The organism is Amycolatopsis sp. NPDC049691, from assembly GCF_040675005.1.
Lineage (GTDB): Bacteria > Actinomycetota > Actinomycetes > Mycobacteriales > Pseudonocardiaceae > Amycolatopsis.
On record NZ_JBFANX010000023.1, the window covers coordinates 50,423 to 65,515 of the forward strand.

General features: G+C 73.2%; 12 protein-coding genes. 9 read left to right on the forward strand and 3 right to left on the reverse strand.

The window, feature by feature from the left end:
* Position 1 precedes the first annotated feature (1 nt).
* The 3 genes from AB0J40_RS38220 (at position 2) to AB0J40_RS38230 (ending at position 4,944) form a co-directional block, all read left to right on the forward strand.
* The gene (locus tag AB0J40_RS38220) at positions 2-3,241 is read left to right on the forward strand and encodes an ATP-dependent DNA helicase (protein WP_364463577.1); all 3,240 of its coding nucleotides are present in this window, start codon (positions 2-4) and stop codon (positions 3,239-3,241) included.
* Positions 3,242-3,353: 112 nt separating this feature from the next.
* Complete coding sequence (locus AB0J40_RS38225; protein ID WP_364463580.1) at positions 3,354-4,436, forward strand: potassium channel family protein; 1,083 nt, start codon at positions 3,354-3,356, stop codon at positions 4,434-4,436.
* 88 nt (positions 4,437-4,524) lie between these two features.
* The gene (locus tag AB0J40_RS38230; RefSeq protein ID WP_364463830.1) at positions 4,525-4,944 is read left to right on the forward strand and encodes a hypothetical protein; all 420 of its coding nucleotides are present in this window, start codon (positions 4,525-4,527) and stop codon (positions 4,942-4,944) included.
* Here AB0J40_RS38230 and AB0J40_RS38235 read toward each other — a convergent pair.
* On the reverse strand, positions 4,937-5,956 hold the full coding sequence (locus AB0J40_RS38235; RefSeq protein WP_364463583.1) for a neutral zinc metallopeptidase: 1,020 nt from the start codon (positions 5,954-5,956) through the stop codon (positions 4,937-4,939). The genes AB0J40_RS38230 and AB0J40_RS38235 overlap by 8 nt on opposite strands.
* Positions 5,957-6,205: 249 nt before the next feature.
* Between AB0J40_RS38235 and AB0J40_RS38240 the strand changes: the two genes are divergently transcribed.
* The 5 genes from AB0J40_RS38240 to AB0J40_RS38260 are packed head-to-tail and all read left to right on the forward strand — an operon-like array spanning position 6,206 to position 11,447.
* Positions 6,206-7,420: a hypothetical protein gene (locus AB0J40_RS38240; protein ID WP_364463586.1), complete on the forward strand. Its 1,215-nt coding sequence runs from the start codon at positions 6,206-6,208 to the stop codon at positions 7,418-7,420.
* Positions 7,414-8,055 carry a DUF4129 domain-containing protein gene (locus AB0J40_RS38245; protein WP_364463589.1) on the forward strand — a complete coding sequence of 214 codons (642 nt, stop codon included), beginning with the start codon at positions 7,414-7,416 and terminating at the stop codon, positions 8,053-8,055. Before AB0J40_RS38240 ends, AB0J40_RS38245 begins: the two co-directional genes overlap by 7 nt.
* Positions 8,052-9,191 carry a DUF4350 domain-containing protein gene (locus tag AB0J40_RS38250; protein WP_364463592.1) on the forward strand — a complete coding sequence of 380 codons (1,140 nt, stop codon included), beginning with the start codon at positions 8,052-8,054 and terminating at the stop codon, positions 9,189-9,191. Before AB0J40_RS38245 ends, AB0J40_RS38250 begins: the two co-directional genes overlap by 4 nt.
* Positions 9,188-10,153, forward strand: coding sequence for a MoxR family ATPase (locus AB0J40_RS38255; RefSeq protein WP_364463595.1), 966 nt, complete (start codon positions 9,188-9,190; stop codon positions 10,151-10,153). Before AB0J40_RS38250 ends, AB0J40_RS38255 begins: the two co-directional genes overlap by 4 nt.
* 1 nt (position 10,154) lies before the next feature.
* A complete protein-coding gene (locus tag AB0J40_RS38260) occupies positions 10,155-11,447 on the forward strand; it encodes a DUF58 domain-containing protein (RefSeq protein WP_364463598.1) in 1,293 nt (430 codons plus the stop codon).
* Here AB0J40_RS38260 and AB0J40_RS38265 read toward each other — a convergent pair.
* On the reverse strand, positions 11,444-12,451 hold the full coding sequence (locus tag AB0J40_RS38265) for a stage II sporulation protein M (protein WP_364463601.1): 1,008 nt from the start codon (positions 12,449-12,451) through the stop codon (positions 11,444-11,446). The two genes, AB0J40_RS38260 and AB0J40_RS38265, sit on opposite strands and share 4 nt — an antisense overlap.
* A gap of 34 nt (positions 12,452-12,485) precedes the next feature.
* On the opposite strand from AB0J40_RS38265, the gene AB0J40_RS38270 reads away from it, so the two are divergent.
* The gene (locus AB0J40_RS38270; protein ID WP_364463604.1) at positions 12,486-13,502 is read left to right on the forward strand and encodes an RDD family protein; all 1,017 of its coding nucleotides are present in this window, start codon (positions 12,486-12,488) and stop codon (positions 13,500-13,502) included.
* On the opposite strand, the gene AB0J40_RS38275 is transcribed toward AB0J40_RS38270, so the two are convergent.
* The gene (locus AB0J40_RS38275) at positions 13,499-14,851 is read right to left on the reverse strand and encodes a neutral zinc metallopeptidase (protein ID WP_364463607.1); all 1,353 of its coding nucleotides are present in this window, start codon (positions 14,849-14,851) and stop codon (positions 13,499-13,501) included. The genes AB0J40_RS38270 and AB0J40_RS38275 overlap by 4 nt on opposite strands.
* Positions 14,852-15,093: the final 242 nt, after the last annotated feature.

Genomic DNA, 15,093 nt, shown 5'->3' on the forward strand with positions numbered 1-15,093 from the left:
CGTGAGCCCGCTCGTCGTCGCCAACCCCGTCGAGCCCGCCGAACTCGCCGATGCACTGGGGCTGCACCGGCCCACCCCCGAACAAGCCACCGTCATCGCCGCGCCCGTCGAACCCTCGCTCGTCGTCGCCGGGGCCGGGGCCGGGAAGACCGAAACCATGGCCGCACGCGTGGTCTGGCTCGTGGCCAACGGGATCGTCAGCCCCGATCGCGTCCTCGGGCTCACCTTCACCCGCAAAGCCGCGCGCCAGCTCGGGGAACGCGTCCGCGCGCGGCTGCGGCGGCTGGCCGGGTCCGGGCTGCTCGACCGGCTCGACCCCAGCGGCGGCCTGCGGTCCACTGTGGTCGCCGGCGAGCCGACCGTCCTCACCTACCACGCCTACGCCGGCCGCCTGCTCTCCGAACACGGCCTTCGCCTCCCGGTCCAGCCCGGCGTCCGGCTGCTGTCGGAAACGTCGTCGTGGCAGATCGCGCACCGCGTGGTGTCCACCTGGGACAACGAACTCGACACCGACCGCGTCCCCCCGACCGTCACCGCCGACCTCCTGCAGCTGGCCGGCGAACTGGGCGAGCACCTCATCTCGGTCGACCAGCTCGCCGAGTACACGACGTGGATGTGCCGCGTCATCGAAAACGCCCCACGTGCCAAGGGACAGCGGGCCGCCCTGCCGCAGAAGCTCACCGAAATCATGGCCGCGCAGCACTTCCGGCTCGCGCTGCTGCCGCTCGTCGAGGAGTACCACCGCCGCAAGCGCAACGAAGGCGCGCTCGACTTCGCCGACCAGATGTCGCTGGCCGCCCAGCTCGCGATCGGTTACCCCTCGGTCGTGCGCGGGGAACGCGAGCGCTTCGGCGCCGTTCTGCTCGACGAGTACCAGGACACCGGGCACGCCCAGCGCGTCCTGCTGCGGGCGCTGTTCGGCGGCGTCGAGAACCAGCCGATGCCGGTCACCGCGGTCGGCGACCCCGCCCAGGCCATCTACGGCTGGCGCGGCGCGAGCGCGGCCAACTTGCCCCGCTTCACCACCGACTTCCCCCGCCACGACGGCGAAAAGCTGGTCCCCGCGCACGAATTCGGCCTGCTGACGAGCTTCCGCAACCCGCCGGAGATCCTCGAACTCGCCAACGCGATCGCCGAACCGCTGCGGGCGCGCGGCCTCGGCGTCGAACGGCTGCGGGCGCGGGACGGCGCCGGCCCGGCGGACATCGCGGCCGCGCTGCTGCCGGACATCCGCGCCGAGCGCGAATGGGTCGCCGACGCGATGGCCCGCCGCTGGCACGCCCGGCAGGAGGAGACCGGGAAACCGCCGACGGCCGCGGTGCTCGTGCGGCGCCGCGCCGACATGGCGCCCATCGCCGCCGAACTGCGGGCGCGCGGGCTGCCGGTCGAGGTCGTCGGGCTCGGCGGGCTGCTCGACGAGCCCGAGGTCGCGGACCTCGTGTCGACGCTGAAAGTGCTCGCCGACCCGTTGTCCGGCAGCGCGGCCGCCCGGCTGCTCACGGGCGCGCGCTGGCGGCTCGCGGCCGCCGACGTCGCCGCGTTGTGGCGGCGGGCCGGCGAACTTTCCAGTCCGGAGAAGACGACGGAAGAGCCGGAGCTGGTCGCGGAGCGCGTCGAGCAGGCCGGGCTGATCGACGCGATCGACGAGCCGGGCTCGCCGGAGCGGTACTCGGAAGCGGGCTACCAGCGCATTCGCCGGATCGGCTGGGAGCTCGCGGCGCTGCGCCGGCGGCTCGACCAGTCGCTGCCGGAGCTCGTCGCCGACGTCGAACGCACGATGCTCCTCGACGTCGAATCGCTGGCGCGGCCGGGATCCGCCGGACGGGCGCACCTGGACGCGTTCGCCGAAGTCGTCACCGACTACGCCGAAACGGCGCCGACGGCCACCCTATTGTCCTTTGTGGACTACCTGAACACCGCCGCGCACGCCGAAGACGGGCTGACCCCGGGCGAGGTCGAGGTCGTGCCCGACCGCGTGCAGGTGCTGACCGTGCACTCGGCGAAGGGCCTGGAATGGGAGGTCGTCGCCGTCCCGCACCTGGTGCAGGACGTCTTCCCGGGCCGGCGGCGGTCGTCGTCGTGGCTGCGGACCGCGACGTCGCTGCCCGCCGCGTTGCGCGGTGACTCGCAGGACCTGCCGGAGCTGCGGATCGCCGAAGGCTACGACCGCAAAGAAGTCCAAGAAGGACTGGAGCTGCACGAAGCGGGGTTCGTCGAGCGCGAGCAGGCGGAGGAACGGCGGCTCTGCTACGTCGCGCTGACGCGGTCCGAGCACGCGCTGATCGTGTCCGGGCACTGGTGGAACGAGAGCAGCAGCCGGTACAAGGGCCCATCGGAGTTCCTGACGGAGATCGGCGACGTCCTGCGCGAGACGGGCGCCGGGCAGCTCGCGGAGTGGGCGCCGGAGCCGGAAAAAGAGGACGAGAACCCGTTGGTCTCGGACTCGCGGAAGGGGCGCTGGCCCGTCGACCCGCTGGCCGACCGCCGCACCGGCGTGCAGACCGGCGTGGAGCTGGTGTCCGAAGCGATGTCCACATTGGACGAGGAAGAGCCCGAAGAGGACGATCCGGACGGCTGGCTGACCGACACCGACGTCCTGCTCGAGGAGTGGGCGCGCAAGGACGACCACGTCCACCGGGTCCCGTTGCCGTCGCGGCTGACGGTGAGCCAGCTGGTCTCGCTGGCCGACGACGCGGGCAAGCTGGCGGCGGACCTGCGCCGCCCGCTCCCGGTGGAGCCCAACAGCTTCGCCCGCCGCGGCACGGAGTTCCACGGCTGGCTGGAGCGCCGGTTCTCGGGCGACCAGCTCATCGAGATCGACGACCTCCCGGGCGCGGCCGACTTCGGCGAGGCCCCCGACGCGGACTTCGAAGAGCTGCAGGAGCGGTTCGAGGAGAGCGAATGGGCCACGCGGGTACCGCACGCGGTGGAGGTGACGTTCACGGCGGACGTCGAGGGCATCACCCTGCGCGGCCGGATGGACGCGGTGTTCGCCGACCCGGACGGCGGCTGGACGGTCGTCGACTGGAAGACGGGCTCGGTGCCACCGGAGTCGCGCCAGCCGGCACTGGCGGTGCAGCTGGCGGCCTACCGGATGGCGTGGGCGGCGCTGAAGAACGTCCCGGTGGACCGGGTCCGCGCGGCGTTCCACTACGTCCGCGCGAACCGCACGATCCGGCCGGCGGACCTGCTGGACCCCGAGGGCCTGAGAAGGCTTCTCCGCGACATCCCCGAGGCGTGACCCGGGCCGGAACCCGCGCGATCGCGAGGCCGCTCGCGCGGCGGGGGGCGGGGCGGTTCGGCTATCCTCCGGGCGTGAGTGACGCTCGACACCCGCCTCTGGGAGCGGGTGCATGAAGGCCCTGAAGCGGTTGCCGCTGGGCAGTCTCACCGATCGGCCCGACCACGAGCTCGTCGGCGTCCTGAAGATGCCCGAGCTGACGGTCAGCCCGCTCCGCTCGATCTTGAAGCGGATCATCGGTGCCCTGCTCGCGCTGCTGGCCACGGTGATCATCGTGTACGTCGACCGCGACGGCTACCGCGACGCCAACGGCGACGGCCTGTCCCTGCTGGACAGCCTGTACTACGCCACCGTTTCGCTGTCGACGACCGGCTACGGCGACATCGCGCCCGCCACGTCGTCCGCCCGCCTGGTGAACGTGCTGGTGATCACCCCGCTGCGGGTGCTCTTCCTCATCGTCCTGGTCGGGACCACCCTGGAGGTGCTCACCGAGCGCTCCCGGCAGGCGTTCAAGATCCAGAAGTGGAGGACGAAGGTGCGCGACCACACGGTCGTCGTCGGGTTCGGCACCAAGGGCCGGTCCGCCGTCAACGCGCTGCTCGGCGACGAGAACGTCGCCCCGGGCCAGATCGTCGTCGTCGACACCGACCAGCAGGCCCTCGACGCGGCGAGTGCGCTCGGCCTGGTCGCCGTGCACGGCTCGGCCACCCGGTCCGACGTCCTGCGCGTCGCCGCGGTGCAGCACGCCCGCGCGGTCGTCGTCGCCCCGAACCGGGACGACACGGCGGTGCTCGTCACGCTCACCGCCCGCGAGCTGGCGCCCAAGGCGCACATCGTGGCGTCGGTGCGGGAGGCGGAGAACGTCCACCTGCTCAAGCAGTCGGGTGCCAACCAGGTCGTCGTCTCCAGCGAGACGGCCGGGCGGCTGCTCGGCATGGCGACGTCGACGCCGCTGGTCGTCGACATCATGGAGGACCTGCTCACGCCCGAATCGGGGCTGGCGATCGCCGAGCGGCCGGTCGAGCCGTCCGAAGAGGGCGGTTCGCCGCGGCACCTGTCCGACCTGGTGCTCGGCCTGGTTCGCGACGGTGTCCTGTACCGCGTGGACGCCCCGCAGGCCGACGCGATCGAACCCGGCGACAAGCTCCTCTACGTCAAAAAGGTGACGCAGGCGGACAAAATAGAGCAGCGCTGACGCCGGACCGGGGCGCCTGGGTTTTGCCCGCCGGATCTGGAACCATGGCGAAGTGCCCCCGCGATCCCTCGCCCTGAAGTGGCCCACGGTGGCGATCCCCGCCGCGGCGGGCGTGCTCGTCGTGCTGCTGGCCTGGCTGGCCGGGCCCGGGTTGCTGGGCATCTCCAACGACGACGTGGGCGCGCCGGTGCAGGCCGAGGTCACCAAGCCCGCGCCGTGCGACCGGCCGGACGCCGTCGAGACCGTCAAGTTCACCGTCGCCGGCAAGACGCACGAAGGCACGCTCAACGGCTGCGGGCACGGCCAGAACGAGCGCATCGAGGTCGGCGTGCCGGAGGTGCTGCCGGACCAGGGCACGGTCACCGTCCGGGTCGCGGACACGTCGGCCGGGGCGTCGGACGCGCGGCGCCCGCTGGGACTCGCGCTGCTCGTGTTCGCCTGCTTCTCCGGCGGGATGTTCGTCTACCTCTGGCTGAGCATCCCGCTGCGGCCCAAACCGGCTAGCTGACCTCGGACGACGGCGCCGCGAAGGTGTTGCAGTCGGCGATCCGGTTGCTCGTCGCCCCCGCCCGCCACCACGACGCGTAGTGCGCGTTCGTCCCGTGGTCGTGACTGCGGGAGGTGTTGTCGCCGCGGGTCTCCTGGTCGTTCCAGGCCTTGTTGTACATGTCCCGGCTGATCGTGCCGCCCTGGTCGACGTGCGCGCCGAGGAACATGCCCGAGAAGCACTGGGCCTGCAGCTCCTTGCGCCGCGACATCTCCAGCCCGGCCGGGCTGTTCTGGCCCGCCTCGTAGATCTTCTGCCAGGCCGCGTCCATCAGCCCGGCGACCTCCTGTACGTGGTGGCCGTACTCGTGGGCGAACAGGGCCAGGTAGACGCCGGGGTTGTTGCCGTACTGGTCGGTCTGCAGCCCGCGGAACGGGACGTACAGGTTGTTTTCGCAGTAGTACGCGGCGGTCGCGATGCCGACCTGGATGGTGCCGCACTCGGTCTCGAAGCTCGCGCCGGTCGGGAAGTGCAGCGCCGGCGGCGTGAACGGCAGGTGGTAGGCCTCGAGGAACGGGCCCCACGCGGCGTCGAGGCACTTGCTGGCGGCGGTGAAGAACGCCTCCGCGCCGTCCTGCGTGCTCTGCCAGGCGGGGAGGTTGCAGACGCGGTTCTGCAGACCGGCGTTCGGGTCCTGCAGGATCGGGTGGTCGGCCAGCTTGAGGATCTTCTGCGGGCCGGTCGGGCTGGGCGTCGACAGCTCGGCCGACGGGCTCGACGCCGACGCCGGGGCACCCGCGCCGCCGGGCGGCAGCTGCGAAGGGACGTCCTGCGACGACGGGTTGTCGCGGAAGTTCGCGTTGGCCAGCGGCGTTTCGCCGCGGTTCAGGACCACGATCGCGACCAGCCCGAGCACCAGCACGGCCACGGCCCCGAGGCACACGCCGATCACGGCCGCCGGGGAGCGGCGTCGCGGCGCGGAGACGGTGTGGGGACGGCCCAGCCAGGGCAGATCCGGTTGCGCATCCGGCACCGGCGGCGGCTGGACGGTCCCGCGAGGCGGTACCCGGCCGTGGGGCGGTTGCGTCACTGGGCAGTCCCGAAGGGTCTCGGTACGGACCGGGGGTACCCGATCCGCCGTTCAGCATATCGGGGGAACGGGGCCTCTCGCACCCGTCCGTGCGCACCGCGTCACCGCGCCCGGACGTCACCCCAGGTCTGGCCGGGTGCGACCGGCTCTGAGAGAGTGTCGCCAAGCAGGTACTGCAGGCGAGGGGCTTCGATGACAGACACCGGTGGCGCGCCCGGCGGCCAGGGCGACGACACGCCGACACCCAGCCAGGGCATCCCGCGGATCCCCGCCCCCGGAACGGGTGATTCGAAGCCCGGCGAAGACCACTCCGCGTCACCGGCGACGCCGCCGCGCGGGTGGCAGCCGCCGGACGCCCCGGCGAACCCGGGACCGGCGACGCCGCCGGGCTGGGAGCGTCCCGCCGCGGCCGGGCAGCCGCCGTACGGCGGGCAGCCGCAGTGGGGCCCGCAGCCGCAGTACCAGCAGGTCCCGCCGTACCAGCAGCAGCGGCCCTGGAGCCCGCACGGGCTCGGCAAGCCGGGCGTGATCGCGCTGCGGCCGCTCAACATCGGCGACATCCTCGACGGCGCGATCACCACGATCCGCCGGTACCCGCTGGTGGTCCTCGGCATCGGCGCGGTGGTCGCGGTGATCACGGCCGCCCTCAGCTTCGTCGTGCAGAAGTTCGTTTTCGCCGACCTGCAGAACCTGGCCACCACCACCGGGCTCGGCCCGGGTGCGACGGAGGAGGAGCTGCGCAACGCCGTGTTCGGCGCGTTCGGGGACGTGCTGATCGCCGTGCTGCCGACAGCGCTGCTCACGACGTTGCTGACGACCGTGGCGAACGGCCTGCTGGCCGCGGTGATGGGCCGCGCGGCACTGGGCCGGGAAGTCACCTTCGGCGTCGCGTGGCGCGAGGTGCAGCCCCGGCTGCTGCCGCTGCTGGGCGTCGGGTTCGTCTACTCGATCGTCACCACCATCGGCGTGCTGCTGTGCATCGTCCCCGGCGTCATCGCGTACGTGTTCTGGGCGCTGGCCAGCCCGGCGCTCGTGCTGGAGCGCGGCACGTTCCGGCAGGCGTTCTCGCGGTCGGTGAAGCTGGTCAGCGGCTCGTTCTGGCGGGTGTTCGGCATCCTGCTGCTCGCCGGGGTGATCGAGTACCTGGTCAACAACATCATCCAGCTGCCGTTCAGCCTCGGCGGCGGCTTCTTCAGCGGGCTCTTCAACCCGTCGGCGCAGGTGTTCGTGCCCAGCACCGGCGATCTGCTGCTGCAGTCGGCGGGCCAGATCATCTCCGGCACCATCGCCACGCCGTTCGTCGCGCTGGTCACCGTGATCGTCTACCTCGACCAGCGGATGCGCCGCGAGGGCATGGACATCGAGCTGGCCCGCGCGGCCGGGGTCCAGCCGCCGCAGGCATGGTGACGCTGCTGCTCACCGACGTCCCGGTCGACATCGACCGGGACTCTGCGCGGCGCGCGGCGGCCGAAGAGCTGTCCGACCCGAGGTACCAGGCCGCGAAGCCGAACGCCGTGCAGGAGTTCGGGCAGTGGCTCGCCGAGCAGCTCGGGAAACTGCTGAACGGCGTCTCGAACGTGGTCCCGGGCGGGATCTTCGGCGTCCTGCTGGTCCTCGTGGTGCTGATCGTGCTCGTCGTGGTCATCCGGCTGCGCACCGGCAAGATCGCCCGCACGTCCCGGGCGGACCGGGTCGTCTTCGGTGGGAGGCGGCAGAGCGCGGACGACTACCGCCGCGCGGCCGCCGAAGCCGCCGCGGCCGGCCGGTACGACGACGCCGTCCGCGACCGCTTCCGCGCCGTCGTGCGGGCCCTGGAGGAACGCGCGCTGCTCGACGCCCGTTCCGGCCGGACGGCCGACGAAGCCGCCGCCGAGGCCGGGGTGCTGCTGCCGAATGTCGCTGCCGATCTGCGGCAGGGCGCGCGGCTCTTCGACGACGTCCACTACGGCGGCCGCGAAGGCACCGAAGCCGCCTACCGCACGTTGACCGAGCTGGACGAGCGTTGCCGCCGCGAACGTCCGGTCGCCATGGCGGCCTCGTGAGCACCTCCGTTTCCCCGGACGTGCGCCGGATCTGGCGCGGTGTGCGGATCCCCCTGGCCTTGGTGCTGCTGGTGTTCGCGGCCGGCGCCCTGCTCCTGCTCGGCCGCGGCGAGCAGACCCACGGCGCGCTCGAACCCGGCTCCTACGAACCCGGTGGCGCGCACGCGCTCGCGAAGCTCCTGGCGGACCAAGGCGTCGACGTCCGCCCCGCGCATTCGATGGACGAAGCGGACGCGGCCGTCCGCGAAGACGCGACCCTGCTGGTCACCCAGCCGGACCTGGTCCCGGCCAAGCGGCTCGACGCCCTGCGGCAGCACGCCGCCGACGTCGTCCTCGTGACGCCGGGAGCGCCGACGCTGCGCGAATCGCTGCCGCTGGTGCACCCGGTCGGCCAGAGCGACGTCGGCACGCTGCACCCGGAGTGCACGGTCGCCGCGGCGGTGGCGGCGGGCGACGTCACCCTCGGCGGGATCGGCTACGCCTCGCCGGGCGCGCGGTCGTGCTACCCCGGCGAAGATGGCGGCGGCACGTTGCTGCAGCTCGCCGACTCCGGCGGCACGACGACACTCCTCGGCTCCTCGGCGCCATTGACCAACGCGCGGCTCGCCGACGACGGCAACGCGGCGCTGAGCCTGCGCCTGCTCGGGCAGCACAAGACACTGGTCTGGTACCTGCCGTCGACGGCCGACCCCGGCCTCGACGACACCCGCAAATCGATCTTCGACCTCATCCCGGACGGCTGGTACTACGGTGCCGCGCAGGCGTTCATCGCCGTGGCGCTGCTGGCGCTGTGGCGGGCCCGCCGGCTCGGCCCGGTCGTCACCGAGCCGCTGCCGATCGTCGTCCGCGCGGCCGAAACCGCGGAGGGCCGCGCACGGCTGTACCGGCGGGCGAAGGCCGCGGACCACGCGGGCGAGACGCTGCGGGAGGCGTCGCGGACCCGGCTGCGGACCGTGCTCGGCCTGCCGCGCGACGCCGACGCGGCCGCGCTGGTGCACTCGGTGAGCGAGCGGACCGGGCGGCCGGCGACCGAAATCGGCGCCGTGCTCTACGGCCCGCCGGTGCCGGACGACCCGGCGCTGGTCCGGCTGGCCGGCGAACTGGACAGGGTGGAACGAGAGGCAGGGCGAACTTGACCAGCGAGAACGCGACCGGGGCCCGTGACGCGCTGATCGCGCTGCGCGCCGAGGTCGGCAAGGCCGTCGTCGGCAACGACGCCGCCGTCACCGGGTTGATCCTGGCGCTGCTGTGCCGCGGGCACGTGCTGCTCGAAGGCGTCCCGGGCGTGGCGAAGACGCTGCTGGTGCGGGCGCTGGCCGCGGCGCTGGACCTGGAGACCACGCGCGTGCAGTTCACGCCGGACCTGATGCCCGGCGACGTCACCGGCTCGATCGTCTACGACGCGCACAGCGGCGAGTTCTCCTTCCGCGAGGGCCCGGTGTTCACGAACCTGCTGCTCGCCGACGAGATCAACCGGACGCCGCCGAAGACGCAGTCGTCGCTGCTGGAGGCGATGGAGGAGCGGCAGGTCTCGATCGACGGCAAGTCGCGGCCGCTGCCCGACCCGTTCATCGTGATCGCCACGCAGAACCCGGTCGAGTACGAGGGCACGTACCCGCTGCCGGAGGCGCAGCTGGACCGGTTCCTGCTGAAGCTGACGATGCCGGCGCCCTCGCGCGAGGACGAGATCGGCATCCTCTGGCGGCACGCGCAGGGTTTCGACCCGCGCAACCTCGCCGCGGCCGGCCTTCGCTCGGTGGCCGGTGCGACCGAGCTGGCCGCGGCGCGCGAAGCCGTGGCGCGCGTGACGGTCGGACCCGAGGTGATCGGGTACGTCGTCGACCTGTGCCGGGCGACGCGGCAGCTGCCGTCGGTGCGGATCGGCGTTTCTCCCCGCGGCGCCACGGCGTTGCTCGCGGTGACCCGCGCGTGGGCGTGGCTCGCCGGCCGCGACTACGCGACCCCGGACGACGTGAAAGCCCTGGCGCGCCCGGCTTTGCGGCACCGCCTGGACGTCCGGCCGGAGGCCGAGCTGGAGGGCGTCACCGCGGACGGCGTGCTCGACCGCGTGCTCGCGTCCGTGCCCGTGCCGCGCTGACATGGCCGTCACCGGAAGGCTCGGGCTGCTCGCGCTGTTCGGCGCGCTGGTGGTCGGGCTGCTCGTGCCGTCGGACCTCGGGCTCCTGGCGGTCGGCGGAGTGCTCCTGCTGCTCGTGGTCGTCGACCTCGTGCTGGCGGGCAGCGTGCGGCCGCTGACGTTCCGGCGGTCGGGCGACACGTCGGTGCGGCTCGGCGAGCCGTGCGAGGTGACGCTGGTCGTCGCGAACCCCGGCCGTCGTACGGTGCGGGGGATGCTGCGGGACGCGTGGCCGCCTTCGGCGGGCGCCTCGGACCGGCACGCGCTGCGCGTCCCGCCGGGGGAGCGCCGGGCGTTGGTGACCGCGCTGCGGCCGTCGCGACGCGGCGACCGGACGGCGGCGCGCGTGACGGTCCGGTCGGTGGGCCCGTTGGGGTTGGCCGCGCGGCAGGGTTCGCACGAGGTGCCGTGGACCGTGCGCGTGCTGCCGCCGTTCCACAGCCGCAAGCACCTGCCGTCGCGGCTGGCGCGGCTGCAGCAGCTCGACGGCCGCAACGCGGTGCTGATCCGCGGCCAGGGCACGGAATTCGACTCGCTGCGCGAGTACGTGATCGGCGACGACGTCCGTTCGATCGACTGGCGCGCGACGGCGCGGGCGGCGGACGTGATGGTCCGGACGTGGCGGCCCGAGCGCGACCGGCACGTGGTGCTGGTGCTGGACACGGGCCGCGTGTCGGCCGGCCGGGTCGGCGACGCCCCGCGCCTGGACGCGGCGATGGACGCGGCGTTGCTGCTGGCGGCACTGGCTTCCCGCGCGGGTGACCGCGTCGACCTGCTCGCGTACGACCGGCGGCTGCGCGCGGCGGTGCAGGGTTCGTCGGGGGCTTCGCTGTTGACGTCCTTGGTGAATGCGATGGCGCCGATCGAACCTTCCCTGGTCGAGACGGACGCGCGCGGGATGGTCGCGGAGGTGCTCCAGCGGACCCGGCGGCGGGCGTTGGTCGTTCTCCTGACGGGGCTTGACGCGGCGCCGCTGGAGGAAGGGCTGTTTCCGGTGCTGAGTTCGCTGACCGCGCGGCACGAGCTGATCGTGGCGTCGGTGGCGGACCCGCGGGTCGCGGAGATGCTGGCGGGCCGCGAAGACGCGGAAGCCGTGTACGACGCGGCGGCGGCGGCCCGGACGGTGGCGGAACGGCAGCGCGTGACGGAACGCCTGGGACGGCACGGGGTCAGCGTGGTGGACGCGGTGCCGGAGGAGCTGCCGCCGGCGTTGGCGGACCGGTACCTGGCGCTGAAGGCCGCGGGCCGGCTTTAAGCCGCTTCGGGCAGGAAGTCCCCGGCGTCGCGCGCGTCGAGGTCGCCGACCTCGCCGTCCTTCGCCGCCCGCCGGCCCAACGTGAACACGTACACCAGGAACAACACCTCGACCAGGACGCCGATGCCCACCCGGAGCCACGTCGGCCAGCCCGACGGCGTCACGAACGCTTCGATGATGCCCGACACGAACAGCACGCACGCCAGTCCCAGCGCCATCACGACGACCGAACGGCCCTGCTCGGCCAACGCCGTCGTGCGGGACCGGCGGCCCGGGTCCACCACCGTCCAGCCCAGCTTCAGGCCGGTGCCCGCCGCGACGAACACCGCCGTCAGCTCCAGCAGGCCGTGGGGGAGCAGGAGGCCGATCATCACGTCGCCGCGGCCGGCCGCGCTCATCGCGCCGATGATCACGCCCGCGTTGAGCGAGTTCATCCACAGCGCGCCGATCACCGGCAGGCCCAGCGCGACGCCGAGGAACAGGCAGGTCGCCGCCACCCAGGCGTTGTTCGTCCACACGCGCGCCGCGAACGACGTCGCCGGGCCGGTCGAGTAGTACGCCTCGGCGTCGCCACCGGGCTTCGTCAGCTGGTTCAGCTCGTCCGCGCTCCCGAGCGACGCGCGGACGTGCGGGTCGCCGGCGACCCAGACGGCGATCACCGCCATCACCGCGATCGACACCAGCGCGGCCGGGATCCACCAGCGTCGCGAGAGGTAGACGGCGGCGGGGAAGCGGCGCGTGAAGAACAGCGCGACCTCGCGCCACGCGGGGTTGTGCGACCCCGAGATCGCGCTCCGGCCGCGGGCGACCAGCCCGGACAGCCGGCTGACGAGCGCCGGGTCGGGCGCGACCGAGCGGACGATCGACAGGTGCGTCGCGGTCCGCTGGTAGAGCGTGACCAGCTCGTCGGCCTCGGCGCCGGTCAGCCTGCCGCCGCGGCGGGTCAGCTCGCCGAGCCGGTTCCACTCCGCCGTGTGCGTCGCGACGAAGACGTCCACATCCACACCGGTCACCCTATCCGGTCGCTAGGCTGGGCCGGTGCACGAGGAATCCGAGCTGGTCACCGGGGAAGCCGTCGTCCTGGACCTGCGCGTCGCGAAGCTCGCCAGCCGTGCGCTGGCGATGCTGCTGGACGTCCTCGTGCAGTTCGCGCTGCTGCTCGGCACGTTCTTCGTCCTGACGCTCACGGTGCCGGGCGAGGACGAATCGCTCGCGCTGACCCTGATCCTCGTGTTCCTGGTGCTGATCCTGGTCGGCTACCCGGTGCTGTTCGAGACGCTCTCGCGCGGCCGGTCGCTGGGCAAGATGGCGATGGGCCTGCGGGTGGTGCGCGTCGACGGCGGCCCGATCCGCTTCCGGCACGCGCTGACCCGCGGGCTCGCGGGGTTCGTGATCGACTTCTGGGCGCTCGGGGTGTTCGGGGCGGTGGCGGTGATCGTGTCGCTGTGCTCGTCCGACGGCCGCCGAGTGGGTGACTTCCTGGCGGGCACGCTGGTGATCCGCGACCGCGTCCCGGAAAGCGCGGGCTACCCGGCGATCGGCATGCCCCCGGGCCTCGAGGGCTGGGCGGCCCAGCTCGACCTGACCCGCCTCCCGGACGACCTCGCGCTGGCGAGCCGCCAGTTCCTGGCGAGGTTCGGCCAGCTGGCCCCGGAGGCGGCGCACGCGCTGGGCTGGAGCCTGGCGCAGCAGGTGGGCAACGCGCTGGGCACGCCGGTGCCGCCGGGGGTGCCGCCGTGGGCGTTCTTGGCGGCGGTCCTGGCGGAGCGGCGCAACCGCGACCACGCGCGGGCGATGCAGGCGTACGCGGCGCAGGTGCAGGCGGCGCGGGGCTACGTGTCGGCCGGGCCTGGTGCGCCTGGCTACCCGCAGGCCAACGGCGCTCAGCGCGCCGGGCCGGGCTCGCTGCCGACGGGCGGGCAGCCCGCCGCGCCGTCGCCGTGGTCGGCGGCCGGATCGCCGGCTCCCAGCAGCGCGACGGAGGCGGACCCGCCGACCCCGCCGTCGGGCACTCCGGCGCCGGTGGCCGAAAACCCGTTCGCGCCGCCGAGCTAGGACACGTCTCCCGAGGCGGAGAGCCACGTGTTGCACTGCTGGTTGCGGTTCTTCGTCGCGCCGTGTTGCCACCAGGCGATGTTGTGCTTGGCGCTGCCGTGGTCGCGCTTGCCGTTGCGGGCGTAGTCGTCGCCGCGGTCCTGGGCGTTCCAGGCCTCGTTGTAGATGTTCTTGTCGACCGAGCCGCCGGACACCGACGCCGAGCCGAGGAACATGCCCGAGAAGCACTGCGCCTCGAGCTCCATCCGGCGCGACAGCTCCAAGCCGATCGCCGAGTCGGCGCCCGCGTCGTAGCGCTGGTTGCCGTACTCCTCGGAAATGCCGGCCAGGTTCTGCACGTGGTGGCCGTATTCGTGAGCGAGGATCGACAGGTACGGGCCGGGGTGGTTGCCCCAGACGTCGATCTCGATGCGGTCCATCGGCATGTAGATCGTGTCGTTCGACGGGCAGTAGAACGGCGTGACACCGGTCGTCGTGCCGCCGCTGCCGCACGGCGTCGACGACTCCGAAAGCGACTGCGGCACCGACAGTTTCGGCGACCGGAACGGCAGGTCGACGGCGCCGAGCATGCGTGACCACATGGCGTCGAGGCAGGCGATCCCGGACTGGAAGAAGCGGGTGGCGCTGCCCTGGTCGGTCGCCCAGCGGCTCAGCGAGCAGGGGATGTTCTGCAGGCCGTAGTCGGGGCTGCCGAACATCGGGTTGTTCCCGGTCGCGGCGACCGACCGCGGGCCGCTCGGTGGTTCCGACGTGCGGGTCGTGCGCTCGGTGGTCCGGCTGGTGGTCGTCTCTTCGGTGGACGAAGTGGTTTCGGTGGTTTCGCTCGCGGAGGTGGTTTCGTAGGTGTCGGAGGGGTAGGTGCTCGAGTACCCGGCATCGGCGACGTGCCGGGTGTTGCCGCCGATGAGCGCGACGGCCGCGACGAGCCCCCCGACCACGGCGACGATCCCGATGATCGCGACGGCGACGATGACCCCGGTGTTCGACTTCTTGGCGACGTAGGGCCGGTAGCCGGGCGCGAACCGCGGCCCGAAGGGATGCCCGGGCGGCGGGCCGGGGTAGGCGGGGGCGAAGACGGGCGCCGCGGCGGCGGCCGGTGGCGGGAGTGGGGCACGGGCGGGCGGGAAGCCGGGACGCGGGTGGGGACCGGTCGCGGGGAAGCCCTGCGGGCCTTGGGGCGGCCGGCCGGGGTATGGCGGTTGGCCGGGGAAGTGTGGAGGCTGGCCGGGCGCGCCGACGGGCCCGCGCGGGCCTTGACCCGGTGCGGCGCCCGGCCATGGTCCCGGCGTGCCGCCGGGCGTGGGGTTCGGCTGCGTGTGCGGTGACTGCCCCGGCCGTCCCTGCGGCAACGGCCGCACCCCCGGCGGCGGCAATGGCCGGGCCCCCGGCGGCGGCAACGGCCGGGCCCCCGGCGGCGGAACCGGCCGCCGCGGATCCTGCGGACCAGGACCAGGACCAGGACCACCGGAACCAGGACCCTGCGGGCCGTGCGTCATGAAAGTGGAACCCCCCGTGCGATTTCCCCGTCGGAAGCGGCGTACCTGCGGAAATCTCGCCGTTCCGGGCGTCAGCATAGATCGAGTGCTCTAGG

Bases quoted from the DNA above. Each gene is read 5' to 3' on its own strand.
- AB0J40_RS38260 (WP_364463598.1), top strand. From the start codon at position 10,155: ATGGCCGTCACCGGAAGGCTCGGGCTGCTCGCGCTGTTCGGCGCGCTG.
- AB0J40_RS38240 (WP_364463586.1), top strand. From the start codon at position 6,206: ATGACAGACACCGGTGGCGCGCCCGGCGGCCAGGGCGACGACACGCCG.
- AB0J40_RS38245 (WP_364463589.1), top strand. From the start codon at position 7,414: ATGGTGACGCTGCTGCTCACCGACGTCCCGGTCGACATCGACCGGGAC.
- AB0J40_RS38225 (WP_364463580.1), top strand. From the start codon at position 3,354: ATGAAGGCCCTGAAGCGGTTGCCGCTGGGCAGTCTCACCGATCGGCCC.